17 protein-coding genes are annotated in these 18492 nt (G+C 66.7%); 8 read left to right on the forward strand and 9 right to left on the reverse strand.

Annotated features, from left to right (window positions below):
- Positions 1-5: 5 nt before the first annotated feature.
- Positions 6-167, reverse strand: a complete 162-nt coding sequence (locus PVW49_RS01635; RefSeq protein ID WP_274589730.1) for a hypothetical protein — start codon at positions 165-167, stop codon at positions 6-8.
- 129 nt (positions 168-296) lie between these two features.
- On the reverse strand, positions 297-1592 hold the full coding sequence (gene glyA / locus PVW49_RS01640) for a serine hydroxymethyltransferase (protein ID WP_274589731.1): 1296 nt from the start codon (positions 1590-1592) through the stop codon (positions 297-299).
- 166 nt (positions 1593-1758) lie between these two features.
- On the opposite strand from glyA, the gene PVW49_RS01645 reads away from it, so the two are divergent.
- Complete coding sequence (locus PVW49_RS01645) at positions 1759-2520, forward strand: NAD kinase (RefSeq protein ID WP_048529957.1); 762 nt, start codon at positions 1759-1761, stop codon at positions 2518-2520.
- A 98-nt stretch (positions 2521-2618) separates the two neighbouring features.
- Here PVW49_RS01645 and PVW49_RS01650 read toward each other — a convergent pair whose 3' ends face one another.
- Positions 2619-3308, reverse strand: a complete 690-nt coding sequence (locus PVW49_RS01650) for a Crp/Fnr family transcriptional regulator (RefSeq protein ID WP_048529960.1) — start codon at positions 3306-3308, stop codon at positions 2619-2621.
- Positions 3309-3749: 441 nt separating this feature from the next.
- Complete coding sequence (prpE, locus tag PVW49_RS01655; RefSeq protein WP_274589732.1) at positions 3750-5639, reverse strand: propionate-CoA ligase PrpE; 1890 nt, start codon at positions 5637-5639, stop codon at positions 3750-3752.
- 207 nt (positions 5640-5846) lie between these two features.
- On the opposite strand from prpE, the gene PVW49_RS01660 reads away from it, so the two are divergent.
- Positions 5847-5999 (forward strand): hypothetical protein, encoded by a 153-nt coding sequence (locus PVW49_RS01660; RefSeq protein WP_158499008.1) that lies wholly within the window; start codon positions 5847-5849, stop codon positions 5997-5999.
- Positions 6000-6050: 51 nt separating this feature from the next.
- Here PVW49_RS01660 and PVW49_RS01665 read toward each other — a convergent pair whose 3' ends face one another.
- Positions 6051-8333: an NADP-dependent malic enzyme gene (locus PVW49_RS01665; RefSeq protein ID WP_074834407.1), complete on the reverse strand. Its 2283-nt coding sequence runs from the start codon at positions 8331-8333 to the stop codon at positions 6051-6053.
- Positions 8334-8564: 231 nt separating this feature from the next.
- On the opposite strand from PVW49_RS01665, the gene PVW49_RS01670 reads away from it, so the two are divergent.
- The 6 genes from PVW49_RS01670 (at position 8565) to PVW49_RS01695 (ending at position 14519) form a co-directional block, all read left to right on the forward strand.
- Positions 8565-8966, forward strand: a complete 402-nt coding sequence (locus PVW49_RS01670; protein WP_074834845.1) for a cytidine deaminase — start codon at positions 8565-8567, stop codon at positions 8964-8966.
- Entirely contained in the window at positions 8963-10267 is a 1305-nt protein-coding gene (locus PVW49_RS01675; RefSeq protein WP_074834408.1) for a thymidine phosphorylase, read from the forward strand. The genes PVW49_RS01670 and PVW49_RS01675 overlap by 4 nt, the downstream gene beginning before the upstream one ends.
- Positions 10267-11475, forward strand: coding sequence for a phosphopentomutase (locus tag PVW49_RS01680; protein WP_274589733.1), 1209 nt, complete (start codon positions 10267-10269; stop codon positions 11473-11475). Before PVW49_RS01675 ends, PVW49_RS01680 begins: the two co-directional genes overlap by 1 nt.
- A complete protein-coding gene (locus PVW49_RS01685) occupies positions 11472-12458 on the forward strand; it encodes an adenosine deaminase (protein ID WP_274589734.1) in 987 nt (328 codons plus the stop codon). Before PVW49_RS01680 ends, PVW49_RS01685 begins: the two co-directional genes overlap by 4 nt.
- Entirely contained in the window at positions 12455-13087 is a 633-nt protein-coding gene (upp, locus tag PVW49_RS01690; protein WP_048529974.1) for a uracil phosphoribosyltransferase, read from the forward strand. Before PVW49_RS01685 ends, upp begins: the two co-directional genes overlap by 4 nt.
- A 67-nt stretch (positions 13088-13154) precedes the next feature.
- On the forward strand, positions 13155-14519 hold the full coding sequence (locus PVW49_RS01695) for an SPOR domain-containing protein (RefSeq protein ID WP_274589735.1): 1365 nt from the start codon (positions 13155-13157) through the stop codon (positions 14517-14519).
- Positions 14520-14584: 65 nt separating this feature from the next.
- Here the strand turns inward: PVW49_RS01695 and PVW49_RS01700 are convergent, their stop codons facing one another.
- The 4 genes from PVW49_RS01700 to PVW49_RS01715 form a co-directional block, all read right to left on the reverse strand.
- Positions 14585-15610: a hypothetical protein gene (locus PVW49_RS01700; RefSeq protein WP_074834415.1), complete on the reverse strand. Its 1026-nt coding sequence runs from the start codon at positions 15608-15610 to the stop codon at positions 14585-14587.
- Between the two features lie 71 nt (positions 15611-15681).
- A complete protein-coding gene (gene ccoS, locus PVW49_RS01705; protein ID WP_274565635.1) occupies positions 15682-15840 on the reverse strand; it encodes a cbb3-type cytochrome oxidase assembly protein CcoS in 159 nt (52 codons plus the stop codon).
- Positions 15837-18026 (reverse strand): heavy metal translocating P-type ATPase, encoded by a 2190-nt coding sequence (locus PVW49_RS01710; RefSeq protein ID WP_274589736.1) that lies wholly within the window; start codon positions 18024-18026, stop codon positions 15837-15839. The genes ccoS and PVW49_RS01710 overlap by 4 nt, the downstream gene beginning before the upstream one ends.
- 3 nt (positions 18027-18029) lie before the next feature.
- On the reverse strand, positions 18030-18491 hold the full coding sequence (locus tag PVW49_RS01715) for a FixH family protein (protein WP_274589737.1): 462 nt from the start codon (positions 18489-18491) through the stop codon (positions 18030-18032).
- Position 18492 lies beyond the last annotated feature (1 nt).

Consider the following 18492-nt stretch of genomic DNA (forward strand, 5'->3'; position numbering starts at 1 on the left):
GCCGCTCAGCGGGTGCAACTTGCCCGATCGGCCTCGACCGGCATGGCACAGGCCGCCGGAGCGTCACGGGCGCCTGTGCCTTGGGGGCTGCCGGTGGCACTGGCCAGCATGCCCAGAGCGATGAGCGCGGCAGTCAGGATAGGCGGGATGTAATAGGGACGTTTCATCGGCGGTCCTTCTGCGGCGGCTGTCTCCGGTGATACGGGTGACCACGGCCGTTCCGTCGGTATCGCTGGTGCAAATACAGAAAAGGCCCGGAAAATCCGGGCCTTTGTCATCTCTGGCGGGCTGAAGGATCAGAGCTCGGGGTAGATCGGGAAGCGTTTGCAGAGCGCTTCGACTTCCGCTTTTACCTTGGCTTCGATCTCGGCATTGCCGTCTTCGCCATTGGCGGCCAGCCCGTCGACCACTTCGATGATCCAGTCGGCGATCTGGCGGAACTCGTCCTCGCCGAAGCCGCGGGTGGTGCCGGCGGGCGAGCCGAGGCGGATGCCCGAGGTCACCGTGGGCTTTTCCGGGTCGAACGGCACGCCGTTCTTGTTGCAGGTGATATGTGCCCGGCCCAGGGCCTTTTCGGTGGCGTTGCCCTTGACGTTCTTGGGCCGCAGATCGACCAGCACCACATGGGTGTCGGTGCCATGGGTCACGGTGTCCAGACCGCCCTTGATCAGCTGATCCGACAGCGCCTGGGCGTTCTTGATCACCTGTTTGGCATAGGTCTTGAACTCGGGCTTGAGCGCCTCGCCGAAGGCCACGGCCTTGCCGGCGATGACATGCATCAGCGGGCCGCCCTGGATGCCCGGGAAGATGGCCGAATTGACCTTCTTGGCGATGGCCTCGTCATTGGTGAGGATCATGCCGCCGCGCGGGCCGCGCAGGGTCTTGTGCGTGGTGGTGGTGGCCACATGCGCATGCGGGAAGGGCGAGGGGTGTTCGCCGGCCGCCACGAGACCGGCGAAATGCGCCATGTCCACATGCAGCAGTGCGCCCACCATATCGGCGATCTCGCGCATGCGCTTGAAGTCGATCTGGCGCGGGATGGCCGAGCCGCCAGCGATGATGAGCTTGGGCTGGTGCTCCTTGGCCAGCGCCTCGACCTGATCGTAATCGAGCATGTTGTCCTGCTTGCGGACACCGTATTGCACCGCATTGAACCATTTGCCCGACTGGTTGGGGCGGGCGCCGTGGGTCAGGTGGCCGCCGGCGTCGAGCGACATGCCGAGGATGGTGTCGCCGGGCTGGATCAGCGCCTGGAACACGCCCTGGTTGGCCTGGCTGCCGGAGTTGGGCTGGACGTTGACGAATTCGCAGCCGAACAGCTCCTTGGCGCGGTCGATGGCGAGGTTCTCGGCCACGTCGACCCAGTCGCAGCCGCCGTAGTAGCGCCGGCCCGGGTAACCTTCGGCGTATTTGTTGGTCAGGACAGAGCCCTGCGCCTCCATCACCGCGCGGGAGACGATGTTCTCGCTGGCGATCAGCTCGATCTCGTCACGCTGGCGGCCCAGCTCGCCGGTGATCGCGCCGAACAGCTCGGGGTCGCGCTCGGCGAGAGGTTGGGTGAAGAATCCTTGGTCCTTGACAGACGCATCCATGGGCTGGCTCCTTGGGCAAGCAATGTCTTGGCGCGTTTCCTAATGCAAAGCGGACGCGACGAAAAGCCGGGAAAGCGACGCATGTCCCGGCGCGTGCGGCACCGCTGGCCTTGCCGGAGAACTTGTGGTTGTTTCGGAAACGACGCGGCCGGCAAGGAAACCCGACATGACGCTCAGAATCGCCTTTTGCGCCTCGAATGCGCCGATTGCCCAATCGGCCAAGGCGGCGCTTAGCGCGCGCTATGGCGACCACGCCGAACAGGGTGCCGATGTGATCGTGGCGCTGGGCGGCGACGGCTTCATGCTTCAGACCCTGCACCGGACCGAGGCCAACCCGGCGCCGGTCTATGGCATGAATCGCGGCACCGTCGGTTTTCTGATGAACGAATACGGCGAACAGGGCCTGATCGAACGGCTGAGCGCGGCCGAGGAAGAGGTGATCAACCCGCTGAGGATGCAGGCCACCTGTCTCACCGGCACGCTGCATCACGCGCTGGCGATCAACGAGGTCTCGCTGCTCAGGGCCGGGCCGCAGGCGGCGCGGCTGCGGATCTCGGTCGATGGCCGGGTGCGGATGCCGGAGCTTGTCTGCGACGGGGCCTTGCTGGCGACGCCGGCCGGATCGACCGCCTACAATTTTTCCGCACATGGCCCGATTCTGCCGATCGGCGCGGATGTGCTGGCGCTTACCGCCATGGCGGCCTTTCGTCCGCGGCGCTGGCGTGGCGCGCTGCTGCCCAAGACGGCCGAGGTCTGTTTCGAGGTGCTCGATCCGGCCAAGCGCCCGGTGATGGCCGAGGCCGATGCCCGCGCGGTGCAGGATGTGGTCAAGGTCGAGATCCGGTCCGACCCGTCGATTGCCCACCGCATCCTGTTCGATCCCGGGCACGGGCTGGAAGAGCGGCTGATCCGCGAGCAATTCGTCTGACCCAGTCCCGGGCTTGACCCGGGACCTCTTGTGAGCCGCCGGAGGGGAGGCCCCGGATCGGGTCCGGGGCGCGTTGGGCTTTGCGGCTGGCGCCTGTCCTACTGGGCTTTCTCGGCCAGCAGGTCAGGATCGGTCAGGATCAGCTCACGGCCATCGCGGCGCAGCAGCCCGTCGGATTCCCAGGTGCGGATCTGCCGGTTGACGGTCTCGCGCGTCAGCCCCGCCATGTCGCCGAGATCGGATTGCGAGACCGAGGGGGTCAGGCGGTAGCCGCCCGGCTCTTCCACCCCCCAGCGGTCGAACAATCCGATCAGCACCTTGGCCAGCCGGGTTCCGCCATCGGCGGTCGAAAGGTCGGCCAGCGCCGCGGTGGTGGCCTGAAGCTTGCGGCAGAGATCGGCGATCAGCCCGAGAGTGGTGCGCGGGTGCTGGGTGAGAAAGGACATCAGCACCGTGCGGTGCAGCATCCGGCCGGTCACGTCATTGGTGGCCACCGCATCCGCCGTCCGGTCGCCGCCCAGCAGCACCGCCATCTCGCCGACGGAATCGCCGGGGCCGAGATGCGCCACGATCGAACGGTTGCCCGCCGCCGAGGTCAGGCTGATCTCGACCCGGCCGGTTTCGATCAGCATCATAGTCTCGCCGGGGCTGTCCTTGGAAAAGATCACCTTGCCGCCGTGGTAGTGGCACGGTTTCGACAGGCCAAGCAGCGTCGCACGCTCCTTGGCCGAAAGGGCGCCGAGAATCAGGCTTTCCCTGCTGGCGATATCGCGAAACTTCAACGTCATAAAATCTGAACCGGAACCTGCCCGAACCGCAGGGATCGGGCCTCAAAATCATTCTACACCCATATGCTGCGACAGCAAACAGCGTCTGAAAATCAATAACTTTCCAGAACTGTGACTTGGCTCACAGATTTTGGTGCATAAAAAGTGAATCTTCTGGGAGCGTTCGTCGGGGTCGGTGTCTCACCATAGTTCCCAAACCCTTTTTCCCGAGTCTGGCGGGTGCGCACCCCTATCTTCGTGGCATTTCCGCGGAGGTTCGATCGTGCGGAGGGCGGACGAGTGAGTGACGTTCGTCCTTTCGCCGATCACCCGTGTTGCTGAGGCCCGGCACCGACAGGGTGCAGTTCCTGCTGCCGAGGTGGCGCGGTTTGAAGGATCCTGAAGTGATCCAGGCCGTCCGGTGTTCCCCCGGGCGGCCTGCTCTGCGTTTTGGACGGGTGTCTATTTCGCGTAGCCAAGGGTTTGCAGGGCCGATCTGATCTCGTCGAGAATGGCGGGATCGTCGATCGTGGCCGGCATCTTGTATTCCTGGCCGTCGGCGATCTTGACCATGATGGCGCGCAGGATCTTGCCCGAGCGGGTCTTGGGCAGGCGATCCACCACCACCGCCAGCTTGAATGCCGCCACCGGGCCGATCTTGTCGCGCACCAGTTTGACGACCTCGCCGGTGATTTCGTCCTGCGTCCGGGAGCAGCCCGCGTTCAGGCAGAGGAAGCCCACCGGCAACTGGCCCTTGAGCGGATCGCTGACGCCGATCACCGCGCATTCGGCCACATCCGGGTGGCTGGCCAGCACCTCTTCCATTCCTCCGGTCGAAAGCCGGTGCCCCGCGACATTGATCACGTCATCGGTGCGGGCCATGATATAGAGGTATCCGTCCTCGTCGATCATCCCGGCATCGCCGGTTTCGTAGAAGCCGGGAAAGGTGGTGAGGTAGCTCTTGCGATAGCGGTCCTCGGCGTTCCACAGCGTCGGCAGCGTGCCCGGCGGCAGCGGCAACTTGACGGCGATGGCGCCCAGTTCGCCGCGCGGCATTTCGTGGCCGGCGTCGTCGAGGATCTGCACGTCATAGCCCGGCATGGCGACCGAGGGTGACCCGATCTTGACCGGCAGCGGCTCGATCCCCATCGGGTTGGCGGCGATGGCAAAGCCGGTTTCGGTCTGCCACCAGTGATCGATCACCGGCACGCCCAGCTTGTCCTGGGCCCAGAGGATGGTGTCGGGGTCGGCACGCTCGCCGGCAAGGTAGACGGTCTTGAGCGACGACAGGTCATACTCCTTGATCAGCGCCCCCTGCGGATCCTCGCGTTTCACGGCGCGAAAGGCGGTGGGGGCGGTGAAGAAGCTCTTGACCCGGTGTTCCGATATCACCCGCCAGAAGGTGCCGGCGTCGGGGGTGCCGACCGGCTTGCCCTCGAACACGATGGTGGTGTTGCCGTGGATCAGCGGGCCGTAGCAGATATAGCTGTGACCGACGACCCAGCCGACATCCGAGGCGGCCCAGAACACATCGCCGGGGTCGACATCATAGATGTTCTTCATCGTCCAGTTCAGCGCCACCAGATGGCCGCCGGTGTGTCGCACCACGCCCTTGGGGGCGCCGGTGGTGCCCGAAGTATAGAGGATATAGGCCGGGTGGTTGCTCGCGACCGGCACGCAATCGGCCGGCGCCACGCCCATCTGGAAACCGTGCCAATCGTGGTCGCGGCCTTCGGTGAGCCTTGCGATCTCCTGCTCACGCTGGAGGATCACGCAGAAGTCGGGTTTGTGGCTGGCCTGATCGATGGCGCCGTCGAGCAGCGGCTTGTATTTCACCACCCGCCCCGGTTCGAGGCCGCAGGAGGCGGCGATGATCGCCTTGGGCGTGGCGTCGTCGATCCTGACCGCCAGTTCGTTCGCGGCAAAGCCGCCGAACACCACCGAATGCACCGCCCCCAACCGGGCGCAGGCCAGCATGGCCTCCAGCGCTTCGGGCACCATCGGCATATAGATGATCACCCGGTCGCCCTGTTCCACGCCCTTGGCGCGCAACGCCCCGGCCAGGGTCGCAACACGGGTCTGCAATTCGGCAAAGGTGATCTTTTGCTGGCTGTCGGTGATCGGGCTGTCGTGGATGATCGCCACCTGATCGCCGCGTCCGGCGGCAACATGGCGGTCGACGGCGTTCCAGCAGGTGTTCACCTTGCCATCGGCATACCATTCGAAAAGGTCGTCGCCCCTGTCGAACAGCGCCTGTGACGGCGCCTCGTCCCAGTCGATGGCCTGCGCGGCCTCCATCCAGAAGGCCTCGGGGTCGGCCTGCCAGCGCGCGTAAACATCCTTGTATGCCATTGTATCCTCCTCCGGCGATTGCCTTCGGGATACGAGAGCCGCCGCCCATCGGGCAAGCCGCTTGGCGCTATCAGCGTCAGATTAACGCAATTTGTTTGCAGAATTTCCGACGGAAACCTGCAAATTTTTGCAAACTTGGCAATATTTGCGGGCGAACTTGGCGCTTTATGCGGGTTTGCAAAGTTTGGCAGATTTTCGACACTGCCGATGTCGATTCCTGTCGCGCGGGCCGGGCGACTCGCTGGCATAGAGGAGATATGGCGCGGCACAGGGCTGCGCCTTTTCAGAAAAGGTCATGTTGCCATGGGCGACAAGAAGCAAAAGCCGGTCAAGACTGGCGACAAGACGGTCAAGAAGTAATTTTCAACAAAGGAAGTCCGTGCCGCCCGCTTGGGCGGCACGGCATTCGGATCAGCCGTACTGCGCCACCGGCGTGCCGGCGATGGCCGCCATGTTGAGCAGCCCGCGGGCGGTGATGCCGGGGGTCACCACATGCGCCCGGTTGCCCATGCCCATCAGGATCGGCCCCACTTCCAGCCCGTCGGCCTTCATCTTGAGGATGTTGCGCACCCCCGACGCGGCATCGGCATGGCCGAAGATCAGCACATTCGCCGCGCCTTCCAGCCGCCCGCCGGGCAGCAGCCGCTCGCGCAGGTCGGGGTCGAGCGCGGCATCGACATTCATCTCGCCTTCGTACTGGAAATCGGTCTCCATCTCGTCGAGAATGGCGATCGCCTCGCGCAGGCGCTTGCCCGAGCCCTCGGCCTGATTGCCGAATTGGGACTGCGAGCAGAAGGCGATACGCGGCTCCACCCCGAAGCGGCGGGCATGGCGCGCCGCGCCCAGGGCCACCTCGGCCAGCTCCTGCGGCGAGGGCAGGGACCAGACATGGGTGTCGGCCAGAAACAGCGGCCCGTCCTCGAGGATCATCATGCTGAGCGCGCCATGCGGGCGAAAGGTCTGGTTGCCCAGCACCTGGGTGACATAGTTCAGATGCCAGCGAAACTCGCCGATGCTGCCGCAGATCAGGCTGTCGGCCTCGCCCCGGTGCACCATGACGGCGCCGATGGCGGTAGAATTGGTGCGCATCACCGCCCGGGCCACATCGGGCGTGACGCCGCGCCGCGCCATGATCTGGTGATAGGTACCCCAGTAGTCGCGGTAACGCGGGTCATTCTCGGGGTTCACGATCTCGAATTCGCGGCCGGGGCGAATGTTCAGCCCGTGGCGTTCGCAGCGCTGTTCGATCACCTCGGGGCGACCGATCAGGATCGGCTTTTCCGTGGTGTCTTCGAGGATCGCCTGCGCGGCGCGCAGCACGCGCTCATCCTCGCCCTCGGCAAAGACGATGCGGCGGCTGGCGGTGGCGGCGGCATGGAAGATCGGACGCATCAACAGCGCCGATTTGAAGACCGACGCGTTCAGCTTGTGCTTGTAGGCCTGCATGTCCTCGATCGGGCGGGTGGCGACGCCGGTCTCCATCGCCGCCTTGGCCACGGCGCTCGAGACCACGGCCGACAGCCGCGGATCGAAGGGCTTGGGGATGAGGTATTCGGGGCCGAAGGTCAGGTCTTCGCCCTGATAGGCCGCCGCCGCCTCGGCGCTGGTGGTGGCGCGGGCCAGGGCGGCGATGCCTTCGATACAGGCGATCTTCATCTCGTCGTTGATCTCGGTCGCGCCGACATCCAGCGCCCCGCGAAAGATAAAGGGGAAGCAGAGGACGTTGTTGACCTGGTTGGGAAAATCGCTGCGGCCGGTGGCGATGATCGCCCCGGGTTTTACCGCACGGGCATCGTCGGGCATGATTTCCGGCGTCGGGTTGGCGAGGGCAAAGATGATCGGTCGATCCGCCATTTTTGCCGCCATTTCCGGCTTGAGCACGCCGGGCCCGGACAGCCCGAGGAACAGGTCGGCGCCTTCGATCACCTCGTCCAGCGTGCGCTTGTCGGTCTTCTGGGCGTATTCCGCCTTCTGGTCGGTCATCTCTTCGGTGCGGCCCTCGTAGACCACGCCCTTGATGTCGCAGAGCCAGACGTTTTCGCGTTTCACCCCCAGTTTCAGCAGCATGTTGAGACAGGCGATGCCGGCCGCGCCGCCGCCGGTCGAGACGATCTTGATGTCCTCAAATTTTTTGCCCGCCACGCGCAGCGCATTGGTCGCCGCCGCGCCGACGACGATGGCAGTGCCGTGCTGATCGTCGTGGAACACCGGAATGTTCATCCGCTCGCGGCAGAGCTTTTCGACGATGAAGCACTCCGGCGCCTTGATGTCCTCGAGGTTGATCGCGCCGAAGGTCGGCTCGAGCGCGCAGACGATATCGGCGAGCTTCTCGGGGTCGGTCTCGTTCACCTCGATGTCGAAACAATCGATGCCGGCGAATTTCTTGAAGAGCACCGCCTTGCCCTCCATCACCGGCTTCGAGGCGAGCGCGCCGATATTGCCCAGCCCGAGAACGGCCGAGCCATTCGACACCACCGCCACCAGGTTGCCGCGCGCGGTGTAGCGGGCGGCATTGGTCTCGGCCTTGGTGATCTCGACACAGGCCTCGGCCACGCCGGGCGAATAGGCCCGCGCCAGATCGCGGCCATTGGCCAGCGGCTTGGTGGCCCGCACCTCGAGTTTGCCCGGCTTGGGGTACTCGTGATAGAACAGGGCCGCCTCGCGCAGTGTTTCCTGTGCCTTGCTGTCGGTCATCTCGAAGTCCCTCTGCGTGTTTGGTTTAGTGTTAAACTATCTCGGCCCGGAGTATTATACCCGGCGCGGCGATAACAGCTATTTGCTAATCCTGTAAATCAGCTTAGCGATAACAGTGCGGTTCTGTCGTGTCTTTCGTCGCTTTTCCCGGCAGGGCCGGGCCACGTCATGCTTGCATCGCGTGGCGCGCGGCCCGATCATGACGGCCAGTTTGAACGATGGGGGTTTTTGATGGAACTGGCCGAAACCGCGCGTGCCGTGCGCGACAATGCCTATGCGCCGTATTCCGGTTTCAAGGTGGGCGCCGCCCTGCGCGCCGGCGATGGCACGGTCTATGCCGGCTGCAACGTCGAGAACGTGGCCTATCCCGAGGGCACCTGTGCCGAGGCCGGCGCCATCGCCGCCATGGTGGCCGGCGGGCAGACCCGGTTCGACGCAGCTTATGTGGTGGCCGACAGCCCGACGCCGGTGACCCCCTGTGGCGGCTGCCGGCAGAAGCTGGCGGAATTCGCCAGCGGCCCCGATGTGGTGGTGACCATGGCGACGCTGGGCGGTGAGGAAATGGCCCTGACCATCGCCGAGCTGCTGCCGGGCGCCTTTGCCACCGCCCATATGGACACCGCCGCGACATGAGCGATGCGCGGGCGATTCTTGCCGCCTTGCGCCGGGGCGATCCCCCGACCGAGGCCGATCTGACGTGGTTCGTCCAGGGGCTGGCCGATGGCGGCGTGACCGATGCCCAGGCCGGGGCCTTTGCCATGGCGGTCTGCCTGCACGGGCTGCCCGAGGCCGGCCGCGTGGCGCTGACCCGCGCGATGCGCGACAGCGGCGATATCCTGCGCTGGGATCTGCCGGGGCCGGTGCTCGACAAACATTCCACCGGCGGGGTGGGCGATTGTGTCAGCCTGGTGCTGGCGCCGGCGTTGGCGGCCTGTGGCGCCTTTGTGCCGATGATTTCGGGCCGTGGCCTCGGCCATACCGGCGGCACGCTCGACAAGATGGAAAGCATTCCCGGGCTCGCCACGACGCTCGACGAGGCGCGATTTTCCGAGGTGGTGCGCCATGCAGGCTGCGCCATCGTTTCCGCCAGCGCCGAGATCGCGCCGGCCGACAAGCGGCTTTATGCGGTGCGCGACGTCACCGCTACGGTCGATAGCCTCGACCTGATCACTGCCTCGATCCTGTCCAAGAAGCTGGCAGCGGGGCTCGAGGGGCTGGTGCTCGACGTCAAGCTCGGCTCGGGCGCCTTCATGAAACGGCACGCCGATGCGCAGGCACTGGCACAGGCGCTGGTCTCGACCGCCAATGCCGCCGGCTGCCCGACCCAGGCCTTGATCACCGACATGTCGCAGCCGTTGGCCCCCGCGCTGGGCAATGCGCTCGAGGTCGATGTCTCGATGCGGGTGCTGACCGGCGCCGCCGAGGGGCGGCTGCACGCGATCACCTGCGGCCTCGGCGGGGCGCTGCTGGCCTCGGGCGGGCTGGCGCGCGACGCCATGGCGGGCGAGGCAGCGATTGCCGAGGCGATCCGCTCCGGCAAGGCCGCCGAACATTTCGGCCGCATGGTGCAGGCGATGGGCGGCCCGGTGCATTTTGTCGAGGACTGGCAGCGCTTTCTGCCCGAGGCGCCGGTGATCCGCGAGATCCCGGCGCCGGAAGCGGGCGTCGTGGCGTCGATGGATGGTGAGGCGCTGGGCCTCGCGGTGGTACATCTGGGCGGCGGCCGTCTGGTCGAAAGCGACCTGGTCGACCCGGCGGTCGGCCTGTCGGACGTGGTGTCGCTGGGCGAGCAAGTGGCACAGGGCCAGCCGCTGGCGCGGGTCCATGCCGCGCGCGAAAGTCAGGCGGATGCGGCGGTGCAGGCCGTGCGGGCGGCGATCCGCATCGGCGATGCCGCGCCGGAACCGCCGCTGATACACGAAAGGATCAGCTGATGGCGCGTGCCTTCCTTGTGGTGATGGATTCCCTGGGCATCGGCGGGGCGCCGGATGCCGCGGCCTATTTCAACGGTGACATCCCCGACACCGGCGCCAACACCTTGGCCCATATCGCCCAGGCCTGCGCAGCGGGCGAGGCGGAAGAAGGACGCTCCGGCCCGCTGCACCTGCCGCATCTCGATGGGCTGGGGCTGGGCGCGGCCTGCCGGCTGGCCTCGGGCGACGCGGCGCCGGGGCTCGAGGCGACGCCAAAGGGCCTCTGGGGCGCAGCGACAGAGCATTCGCGCGGCAAGGACACGCCGTCGGGGCATTGGGAGCTCGCCGGGCTTCCCGTGCCCTGGGACTGGACGGTCTTTCCCAAGACCGTTCCGGCCTTTCCCAAGGATATCAGCCAATTGGCTGCCGAACTTGCGGGAACAGACGGGATTTTGGGCAATTGCCATGCCTCGGGCACGGAAATCCTCAAGCAGCTTGGCGAAGAGCACCTGCGCACCGGCTGGCCGATCTGTTACACCTCGGTCGACAGCGTTTTTCAGATTGCCGCGCATGAAGAGCATTTCGGCCTCGCGCGCCTGCTCAGGCTCTGCGAGGAGCTTGCGCCGCATCTGCATGCGATGCGCGTCGGGCGGGTGATTGCGCGGCCTTTCGTCGGCACGCCCGGCGCGTTCGCGCGCACCGGCAACCGCCGCGACTATGCGCTGACGCCGCCAGGCAAGGTGCTGACAAACTGGGTGCAGGACGCGGGCCGTGCGGTGCATGCGATTGGAAAGATTGGCGATATCTTCTCGATGCAGGGGATTGACGCGGTGTCCAAGGGCACAGATGCCACGCTGATGCAGGCGCTGGCGCATCAGGTCGATCACGCGCCCGACGGCGGCTTGGTCTTTGCCAATTTTGTCGAGTTCGACAGCCTCTGGGGGCACCGCCGAGACGTGTCGGGATATGCCCGTGCGCTGGAGTGGTTCGACGCCGAACTTGGGCCGATCCTGGCGCGGCTGCGGCCGGACGACCTGATGATCCTCACCGCCGATCACGGCAACGATCCGACCTGGACCGGCACCGATCACACCCGCGAACGGGTACCGGTTCTGGGCGCCGGCCGGGACGCCCAGGGCATCGGAATCGTCGATTTCACCGCCGTGGCGGCTGCCATATCCGAACACCTTAACGTCGAATACCCCCCTGATATGCGGAGCTTTCTGTGACTTTTCGAACATTTCCCAAGGCGGAGCTGCATCTCCACATCGAAGGCGCGGCGCCGCCGAAACTGATTGCCGGGCTGGCCCGGGAAAAGTCTGTGGATATCGCCGGTGTCTTCGACGAGCGGGGCAATTACGTCTATCGCGATTTTCTGCAATTTCTCAAGGTCTACGAGGCCGCAACTCAGGTGCTTCAGACGCCCGAGGACTACCGCCGCCTGACATTGGCGGTGCTTGAGGAAAGCGCCGCGCATGGGGTTGTCTATTCCGAAGCCTTTCTGAGCCCGGATTTCTGCGGCGGCGGCGATCTGGCGGCCTGGCGCGAATATCTGCATGCGATCCGCGAGGCCGCCGATCAGGCCGAGCGCGAAATGGGCATCACCCTGCGCGGTGTGGTGACCTGCGTGCGCCACTTCGGGCCGGAGCAGGCCAAGAAGACGGCGCTCTGCGCTGCCGAAACCGCCGATGACTGGCTCTGCGGCTTTGGCATGGGCGGCGACGAGAATGCCGGCGAACAGGGCGATTTCGCCTATTCCTTCGACATGGCGCGCGAGGCCGGTCTGCGGCTGACCACCCATGCCGGCGAATGGCGCGGCCCCGAGGAAGTGCGGGCGGCGGTTCGCGATCTCCGGGTCGAGCGCGTCGGGCACGGGGTGCGGGTGATCGAGGATCTGGCGCTGGTTGACGAACTGATTGAAAAGGATGTGGTGCTCGAGGTTTGCCCCGGGTCCAATGTCATGCTGGGGGTCTACCCCAAGCTTGCCGCGCATCCGATCGAAAAACTGCGCGAGCGGGGCATCAAGGTCACGGTTTCGACCGATGATCCGCCGTTTTTTCACACCGACATGACCAAGGAATACGAAGGGCTTGCACGCGTCTTCGAATGGAACGAAGACGACTTCAAGGCCCTCAACCAGACCGCCCTCGCGGCGGCCTTCTGTGATGACGCGACCCGCGACCGGATCGCGAAGAAACTGGAAACCGCATGACCGAACATCTGACCGTCGTCGAACACCCCCTGGTGCAGCACAAGCTCAGCCTGATGCGCGACAAGGCGACCTCGACCGCCGAATTCCGTCGCCTGCTGCGCGAAATCAGCCAGTTGCTGGCTTATGAGATCACCCGCGAGCTGCCGATGACGACGCAGCAGGTGGAAACTCCGATGGAGATGATGGATGCGCCGGTGCTCGACGGCAAGAAGCTGGCGCTGATCTCGATCCTGCGGGCCGGCAACGGACTGCTGGACGGGGTGCTCGAACTGGTGCCATCGGCGCGGGTCGGATTTGTCGGGCTGTACCGCGATGAAGAGACGCTTCTGCCGGTGCAATACTACTTCAAGGTGCCCGACGGCCTCGATGACCGGCTGGTGATCGCCGTCGATCCGATGTTGGCAACTGGCAATTCCTCGGCCGCCGCGATCGACCTGCTCAAGCAGGCCGGGGCGACCAATATCCGGTTTCTCTGCCTGCTTGCCGCGCCCGAAGGCGTCGCCCGGATGCAGGAGGCGCATCCCGATGTGCCGATCATCACCGCCTCGCTTGATCGCTGCCTGAATGATCAGGGATATATCATCCCGGGCCTAGGTGATGCGGGTGACAGGATGTTCGGCACAAAATAGGCCCGAGACCGCTTTACTAAATAGCAACCTTTTGTCATGCTGAGCCCCAAACCTGTGGGGACTGGTGATGAATAAATCGAGCATCTGTGCGGCGTTGGCGGTCGCAATTGGACTTTCGGCAAGTGCAACCTCGGGGGTGGCCCAGATCCGCGACGATCTGGCCGCACCGGCCGAGTTGCCGCCGGCTTCCTTTACCGGCCGGCAATATGTCGACAGCCGGGGCTGCATGTACATCCGTGCCGGGATCGACGGCAATGTCACCTGGGTTCCGCGGGTCGACCGCAACCGGCAGGTGATCTGCGGCCAGACCGCCTCTGCGCCCGCCGCCGCGCCCGCTCCGGTTGCCTCGGCCCCGGCGCCGGTAGCAGAGCCCGAACCCGCGCCGGCCGCCCCCGCCGAACCCGCGCCCCGGCCGGTTGTCACCGAGCGCCCGGCGCCCGCAGCGGCCCCCGCCGCGCCGCGCCGGGTGGTGCAGGCGCCGGCCCCGCGCAGGGTGGCGCAGCCCCCGGCGCCGCGTCAGGTCACACAAGCCCCGGCACAGGTCGCCCCCAAGCGGCGCGTGCGTCGCGATGCCTCGGGCAAAACGGTGATCCGGCATTCGACGCCGATCGTGCGCAACGCGCCGGCGCCGGCGAACAAGGTCATCGTCCGCCGCGCCGGGCAGCTGCCGCCGAATACTGTGCTGCGTACCCCGGCCGGGCTGAGCAAAGGCCCGACAGTCGTGGTCCGCGAGACGGGCAAGGCGGTGCGTCTGGCCGATCAGGGCGTCAAGGTCTTTACCGGCACCAGCGGCATCCAGCGTGTCACCGGCCAGACGCGCATCGCGCCCAAGGAAGCCTATGTCCGTGGTGCTTCTGTCGATGTGCCGGTGCCGAAAGGGTATCAGCGTGCCTTCGACGACGGCCGGCTGAGCACCACCCGCGCGCATCAGACCCTTGATGGCCGTCGCAAGATGCTACTGACCTGGACAAATACGGTGCCGCGCCGGCTGATCGACAAGAGTACCGGGGAAGAGGTCAGTCATTATTTCCCCCAGCTTGTCTATCCCTATCGCTCGATGAAGGAACAGCAGGCCGCCGGTTTTGTCAGCTCACGCGGGGCAGTGCCCGAGGCGGCGCCGGAGCAACAGCGCCGGAGCGCGCCCGAGGCGGTGCGCAAGGACACGCCGAAACCGATCCGCAAGAGCGCCGTGGCTCCGGCCAGCCACCGGTATGTTCAGCTCGGCACCTTCAGCACGCCGGCCAAGGCGCAGGCGGCGATCCGTCGGGTGCAGGCGGCGGGATTGCCTGTACGGATCAATGAATTCAGCCGCGCCGGCGTGCCGCACCGGATGGTTCTGGTCGGGCCTTTCGCGCGGCAGGATCGGCTCAGGGCCGCGCTGGACACGGTGCGCAACCGGATCGGCTATCGCTCGGCCACGCTGCGCAAGTGACGACACGACAGGTTTGACAGCAGGGCGGGCTTCGGGCCCGCCCCATTCGCTTTCCGAAAGTTGCGTTATTCGCCGCAGATCGCCTGCAAGCGCAGCCAGTCGTTGTCCGACATCACCGGCGCGGCATCGGCGTCTTCCAGCGGATCGGCCTCGATCAGGGGGAGCGTGGTTTCCCCGGTGAAGTCAACCGCATAGGCATAAGGCGCAGTGTGCAGCCGGGCCGCGTGAAACGCCTCGATCACGCGCCGGTCGGGCAGGGGCTCGGGCGATCCGGCCATCAGGGTGACGGCAAAGCGCTCAAGCGCCTCGTCGGGCAGTTGCCCGGTGGTCAGCAGGCGCGCGGTGGCCATCATCCCGGCCTGCCGCAGCAGTGCTTCGAGCGGATCCTCGGCCTGGGCGCGCAGATTCTCGACTAGCACATAGCCGGCGGCGGCCTCGGGGTCTTCGGTGTCCTCGAGCACGCGCCGGTCAAGCAGGATGAAGCCGCCCGGCAGATGCGCCGTCGCGCGGGACGAGGCGCGCAGTACCACCAGATCGCCGGCGCGCTCGGGGCCGAGAACCCGGCGGCTCAGCATGCGCAGTTGCGCGACGGCGGTGTCCGAGCGGCAGGCGGGGCCGGAGACGCGCGAAATCTCGGTCAGCAGGGCACGGCCGATGGCATCGCGTTTCACATCCGGCACCACTCGCATGGTATGGGCGACCAATGCGTCCGGCAGCCAGAACACCGCCAGGCCGAGAAAGGCCGCCATCGCCGTGGCGCCCAACCCCCAGCGCAGCCGGCCCTGGCGCGGCCGGCGGCGGATGATCTCGCGCCGCAGCCGCTCGATGGCGTCGATCATGTCATTGGCGTCGTCGTCAAGCTCGAGCTCTTCGCCGGGATCGCCGTTGGGAAAGTAGCGGGCAGGGCGTTGGCCGGGGTTGGCGCGTTCCACCGCCGCCAGCGACCAATGCGCCAGGGCCTGGTCGTTCATGTCGCTCAGAACCAGCGTCGCTTCGCCCAGAGAGACCACCACATGTCGGCGCTGCGCGCCCTCGGTGGCGCGCCAGAGACCCTGTGCCTCCAACCTCTGGAATTCCTTCAACGCTGTCATCTGCCGGGCCTGCTCCGCCTCATCGGCGCGGACCGTAACATGAAGCGCGGGGCGGCGTCCATCAGCGGCGATCAGGGTTTGGGCCGGTCGTCCCATTGGTCGCAGAGGATACGCTGCGCATTGCCCGCGGGATCGTCGTATTGCCGCGCCCGGACGGTAAAGACAAAGCCGGCGAGGCCAATACCGCCGAGGAACAGCGCGATCGGGATCAGATAGATCAGGACGTTCATGGCGACCTCAGGCGCAGGGCGTTGAGCGAGACGGTGATCGACGAGGTCGACATTGCCAGCGCGGCGATCAGCGGCGTCGCCAGCCCGGCAACGGCCAACGGCACGGCAAGGATGTTGTAGAGCGTGGCAATGCGAAAGTTCTCGCGGATGCGCCGGGTCGCCGCGCGCGCGGTGGTCAGCGCCAGGGGCAGGGGGGCAAGATCGCGGCCGAGCAGCACGATATCACTGGCCACCCGCGCCGCATCCAGCGCACTGGCGGGCGAGATCGAGACATCGGCCATGGCCAATGCGGCGGTGTCATTCAGCCCGTCGCCGACCATGAGCACATGTGCGCCGTGGGCCTTCAGCGCCCGGATGCGCGCCGCCTTGTCCTCCGGGCGGGCTTCGGCCGTCCAGTCCTCGATGCCGAGGCGCGCGGCCATGGCCGCCACCGGGCCGGGGGCATCGCCCGACATCAGGAGCACCCGATGGCCCGCCGCCTGCAAGGCCGCAACCGCCGCTTCGGCGCCGGGGCGCAGGGCGTCGCGAAAGGCGAAGCGGTGGGTTGTGCCATCCGGCAGGGTCAGCCAGGCGGCGGTCTCGCGGCCCTGGTCGCCGGCGCCGGCCCAGGCGGCGCGGCCGAGGCGGACCGTGTGGCCCTCGAACTGCCCTTCGGTGCCGAACCCGGGCACCTCGTGGAGCCGGGTGACCCGCGCCGGTTGCAGCCCGCGATCGCGCGCGGCGCGGGCCAGTGCCTGGCTCAGCGGATGAGCCGAGCATTCGGCCAGCGCCAGAGCCGGGCGCAGCACTGCGTCTGAATGGCTGTCGGGGTGCGAGAGCACCGGTTGGCCCTCGGTCAGCGTGCCGGTCTTGTCGAACACCACGGTGTCGACCCGGGCCAGCCGCTCGAGCGCGGTTTCATGTTTGATCAGCATGCCGTGTTTGAACAGCCGGCCGGAGGCGGCGGTGGTCACCGCCGGCACCGCGAGGCCCAGCGCGCAGGGGCAGGTGATGATCAGCACGGCGGCCGCGATGTTGAGCGCGATCCGCAGGTCGCCCGACCAGGCAAACCAGCCGATAAAGGCCAGCGCCGAAAGGATGTGCACGCCCGGCGCGTAGAGCCGGGCGGCCCTGTCGGCCAGCGAGGTATAGCGCGCGCGGCCGGATTCCGCCACGGCCACCAGATCGGCCAGCCGGTGCAGCGCACTGTCGCTGCCAATGGCGCTGGCGCGAACCTGCAATGGCCCGGTGAGGTTCACCTCGCCGGCGCTGACGGCCATGCCCGGCGCGGCAAAGACCGGCAGGGTCTCGCCCGTCAGCAGTGACCGGTCGAGTTCGGAGTTGCCGGCCAGGATCTCGCCATCGACCGGCATCCGGCCGCCGGGCCGCACCAGGACGATGTCGCCAACCGAAAGCGCGCCCAGCGGCACCTGGGTCTCTTCGCCGTCGCGCAGGCGGGTGGCGCGGGGCACCTCCAGCGCCGCCAGCTCCTCGGCGGCCGACCGGGCGATGGCGCGGGTGCGGTGATCGAGATAGCGGCCGGCCAGCAGGAAGAAGGTCAGCGCGATGGCGGCGTCGAAATAGGCGTGGTGTCCCGAGAGCCATGTCTCCCAGAGCGAGGTCGCGAGCGCCAGCGCAATGGCCAGCGAGATCGGCACATCCATGTTGAGCCGCCGGGCGCGGAGTGCACGCCAGGCGCTGACAAAGAACGGCTGGGCGGCAAAGCCGATGGTGGGCAGGGTGATCACCGCCGAAATCCAGTGAAACATGTCGCGTGTCGCACCCTCGGCCCCGGCCCAGACAGCGACCGAGAGCAGCATCACGTTCATCGCCGCAAAGCCCGCCACCGCCAGCCGCATCAGCAGGTCGCGCCCGACCTTGTCGGTTGCGGTGGCGCCGAGCAGCCCGGCGTCGAGCTCATGCGCCTCAAAGCCCGCATCCGCCAGCACCCGGATCAGCGCGTCGGGGGTGACTTCGGGCCCGGCCGCAACCGTCACCCGTTTCAGCGTCAGGTTGACCCGCGCCTCGCGAACCCCCGCCTGGGCATTCAACACCCGTTCGACCGTGGCGATGCAGGCGGCGCAATGGATCGTGGGCAGCGACAGGGCCAGCGGTCCGGATGCCTCGGCGGCGCCGAGGGCCTGGGCCGCCGGGGCCGCGGCGCAGGCCGGGCAGGCCGAAGGCGAGGGGCGAAGCGCGACCGTCATGGCCTATTCCCCGCGCAGAAGGACGCGCTGCGAAAATGCGGTGCCGTCCGGCGCCTTGGCGGTCATCCGCAGGTTCCAGTTGCCCGGTGCAATCTCGGCATCGGCGACATAGGCGCGACCGTTGAAACTGAAGTCGGGCGCGATGTCGTCCTTGACATGGGTGGCCCGGCCCAGCACCGCATGCAGGTCGGCCACCTGCACCGGCCGGCCCTCGGCATCCTCGATCGCCAGCACCACCCTGCCGTCATCGGCGGTGGCGGTGACGGTCCAGCCCAGCGCCTGCTGCGCGTCGCGTCTGGCATCGAAGCTTTGGCTGGCGACATAGGAATTGCCGGTCTCGAGCCCCGGAAAGGTCGCGACCGCGTTGAAGGCCAGGGTCAGGTTGACGCCGATGATCACGCCAAAGGCGGCGGTGAAGATTGCCAATACGTGCCAGCCGGTGAGTTTCCGTGTCGCGGATGTCATC

Source organism: Marinovum sp. PR37, assembly GCF_028807375.1.
Lineage (GTDB): Bacteria > Pseudomonadota > Alphaproteobacteria > Rhodobacterales > Rhodobacteraceae > Marinovum > Marinovum algicola.

Bases quoted from the DNA above. Each gene is read 5' to 3' on its own strand.
- PVW49_RS01665 (WP_074834407.1), bottom strand. From the start codon at position 8,333: ATGACCGACAGCAAGGCACAGGAAACACTGCGCGAGGCGGCCCTGTTC.
- PVW49_RS01645 (WP_048529957.1), top strand. From the start codon at position 1,759: ATGACGCTCAGAATCGCCTTTTGCGCCTCGAATGCGCCGATTGCCCAA.
- PVW49_RS01675 (WP_074834408.1), top strand. From the start codon at position 8,963: ATGAGCGATGCGCGGGCGATTCTTGCCGCCTTGCGCCGGGGCGATCCC.
- PVW49_RS01670 (WP_074834845.1), top strand. From the start codon at position 8,565: ATGGAACTGGCCGAAACCGCGCGTGCCGTGCGCGACAATGCCTATGCG.
- glyA (WP_274589731.1), bottom strand. From the start codon at position 1,592: ATGGATGCGTCTGTCAAGGACCAAGGATTCTTCACCCAACCTCTCGCC.
- PVW49_RS01635 (WP_274589730.1), bottom strand. From the start codon at position 167: ATGAAACGTCCCTATTACATCCCGCCTATCCTGACTGCCGCGCTCATC.
- PVW49_RS01710 (WP_274589736.1), bottom strand. From the start codon at position 18,026: ATGACGGTCGCGCTTCGCCCCTCGCCTTCGGCCTGCCCGGCCTGCGCC.
- PVW49_RS01715 (WP_274589737.1), bottom strand. From the start codon at position 18,491: ATGACATCCGCGACACGGAAACTCACCGGCTGGCACGTATTGGCAATC.
- PVW49_RS01660 (WP_158499008.1), top strand. From the start codon at position 5,847: ATGTCGATTCCTGTCGCGCGGGCCGGGCGACTCGCTGGCATAGAGGAG.
- PVW49_RS01700 (WP_074834415.1), bottom strand. From the start codon at position 15,610: ATGACAGCGTTGAAGGAATTCCAGAGGTTGGAGGCACAGGGTCTCTGG.
- prpE (WP_274589732.1), bottom strand. From the start codon at position 5,639: ATGGCATACAAGGATGTTTACGCGCGCTGGCAGGCCGACCCCGAGGCC.
- ccoS (WP_274565635.1), bottom strand. From the start codon at position 15,840: ATGAACGTCCTGATCTATCTGATCCCGATCGCGCTGTTCCTCGGCGGT.
- PVW49_RS01680 (WP_274589733.1), top strand. From the start codon at position 10,267: ATGGCGCGTGCCTTCCTTGTGGTGATGGATTCCCTGGGCATCGGCGGG.
- upp (WP_048529974.1), top strand. From the start codon at position 12,455: ATGACCGAACATCTGACCGTCGTCGAACACCCCCTGGTGCAGCACAAG.
- PVW49_RS01695 (WP_274589735.1), top strand. From the start codon at position 13,155: ATGAATAAATCGAGCATCTGTGCGGCGTTGGCGGTCGCAATTGGACTT.
- PVW49_RS01650 (WP_048529960.1), bottom strand. From the start codon at position 3,308: ATGACGTTGAAGTTTCGCGATATCGCCAGCAGGGAAAGCCTGATTCTC.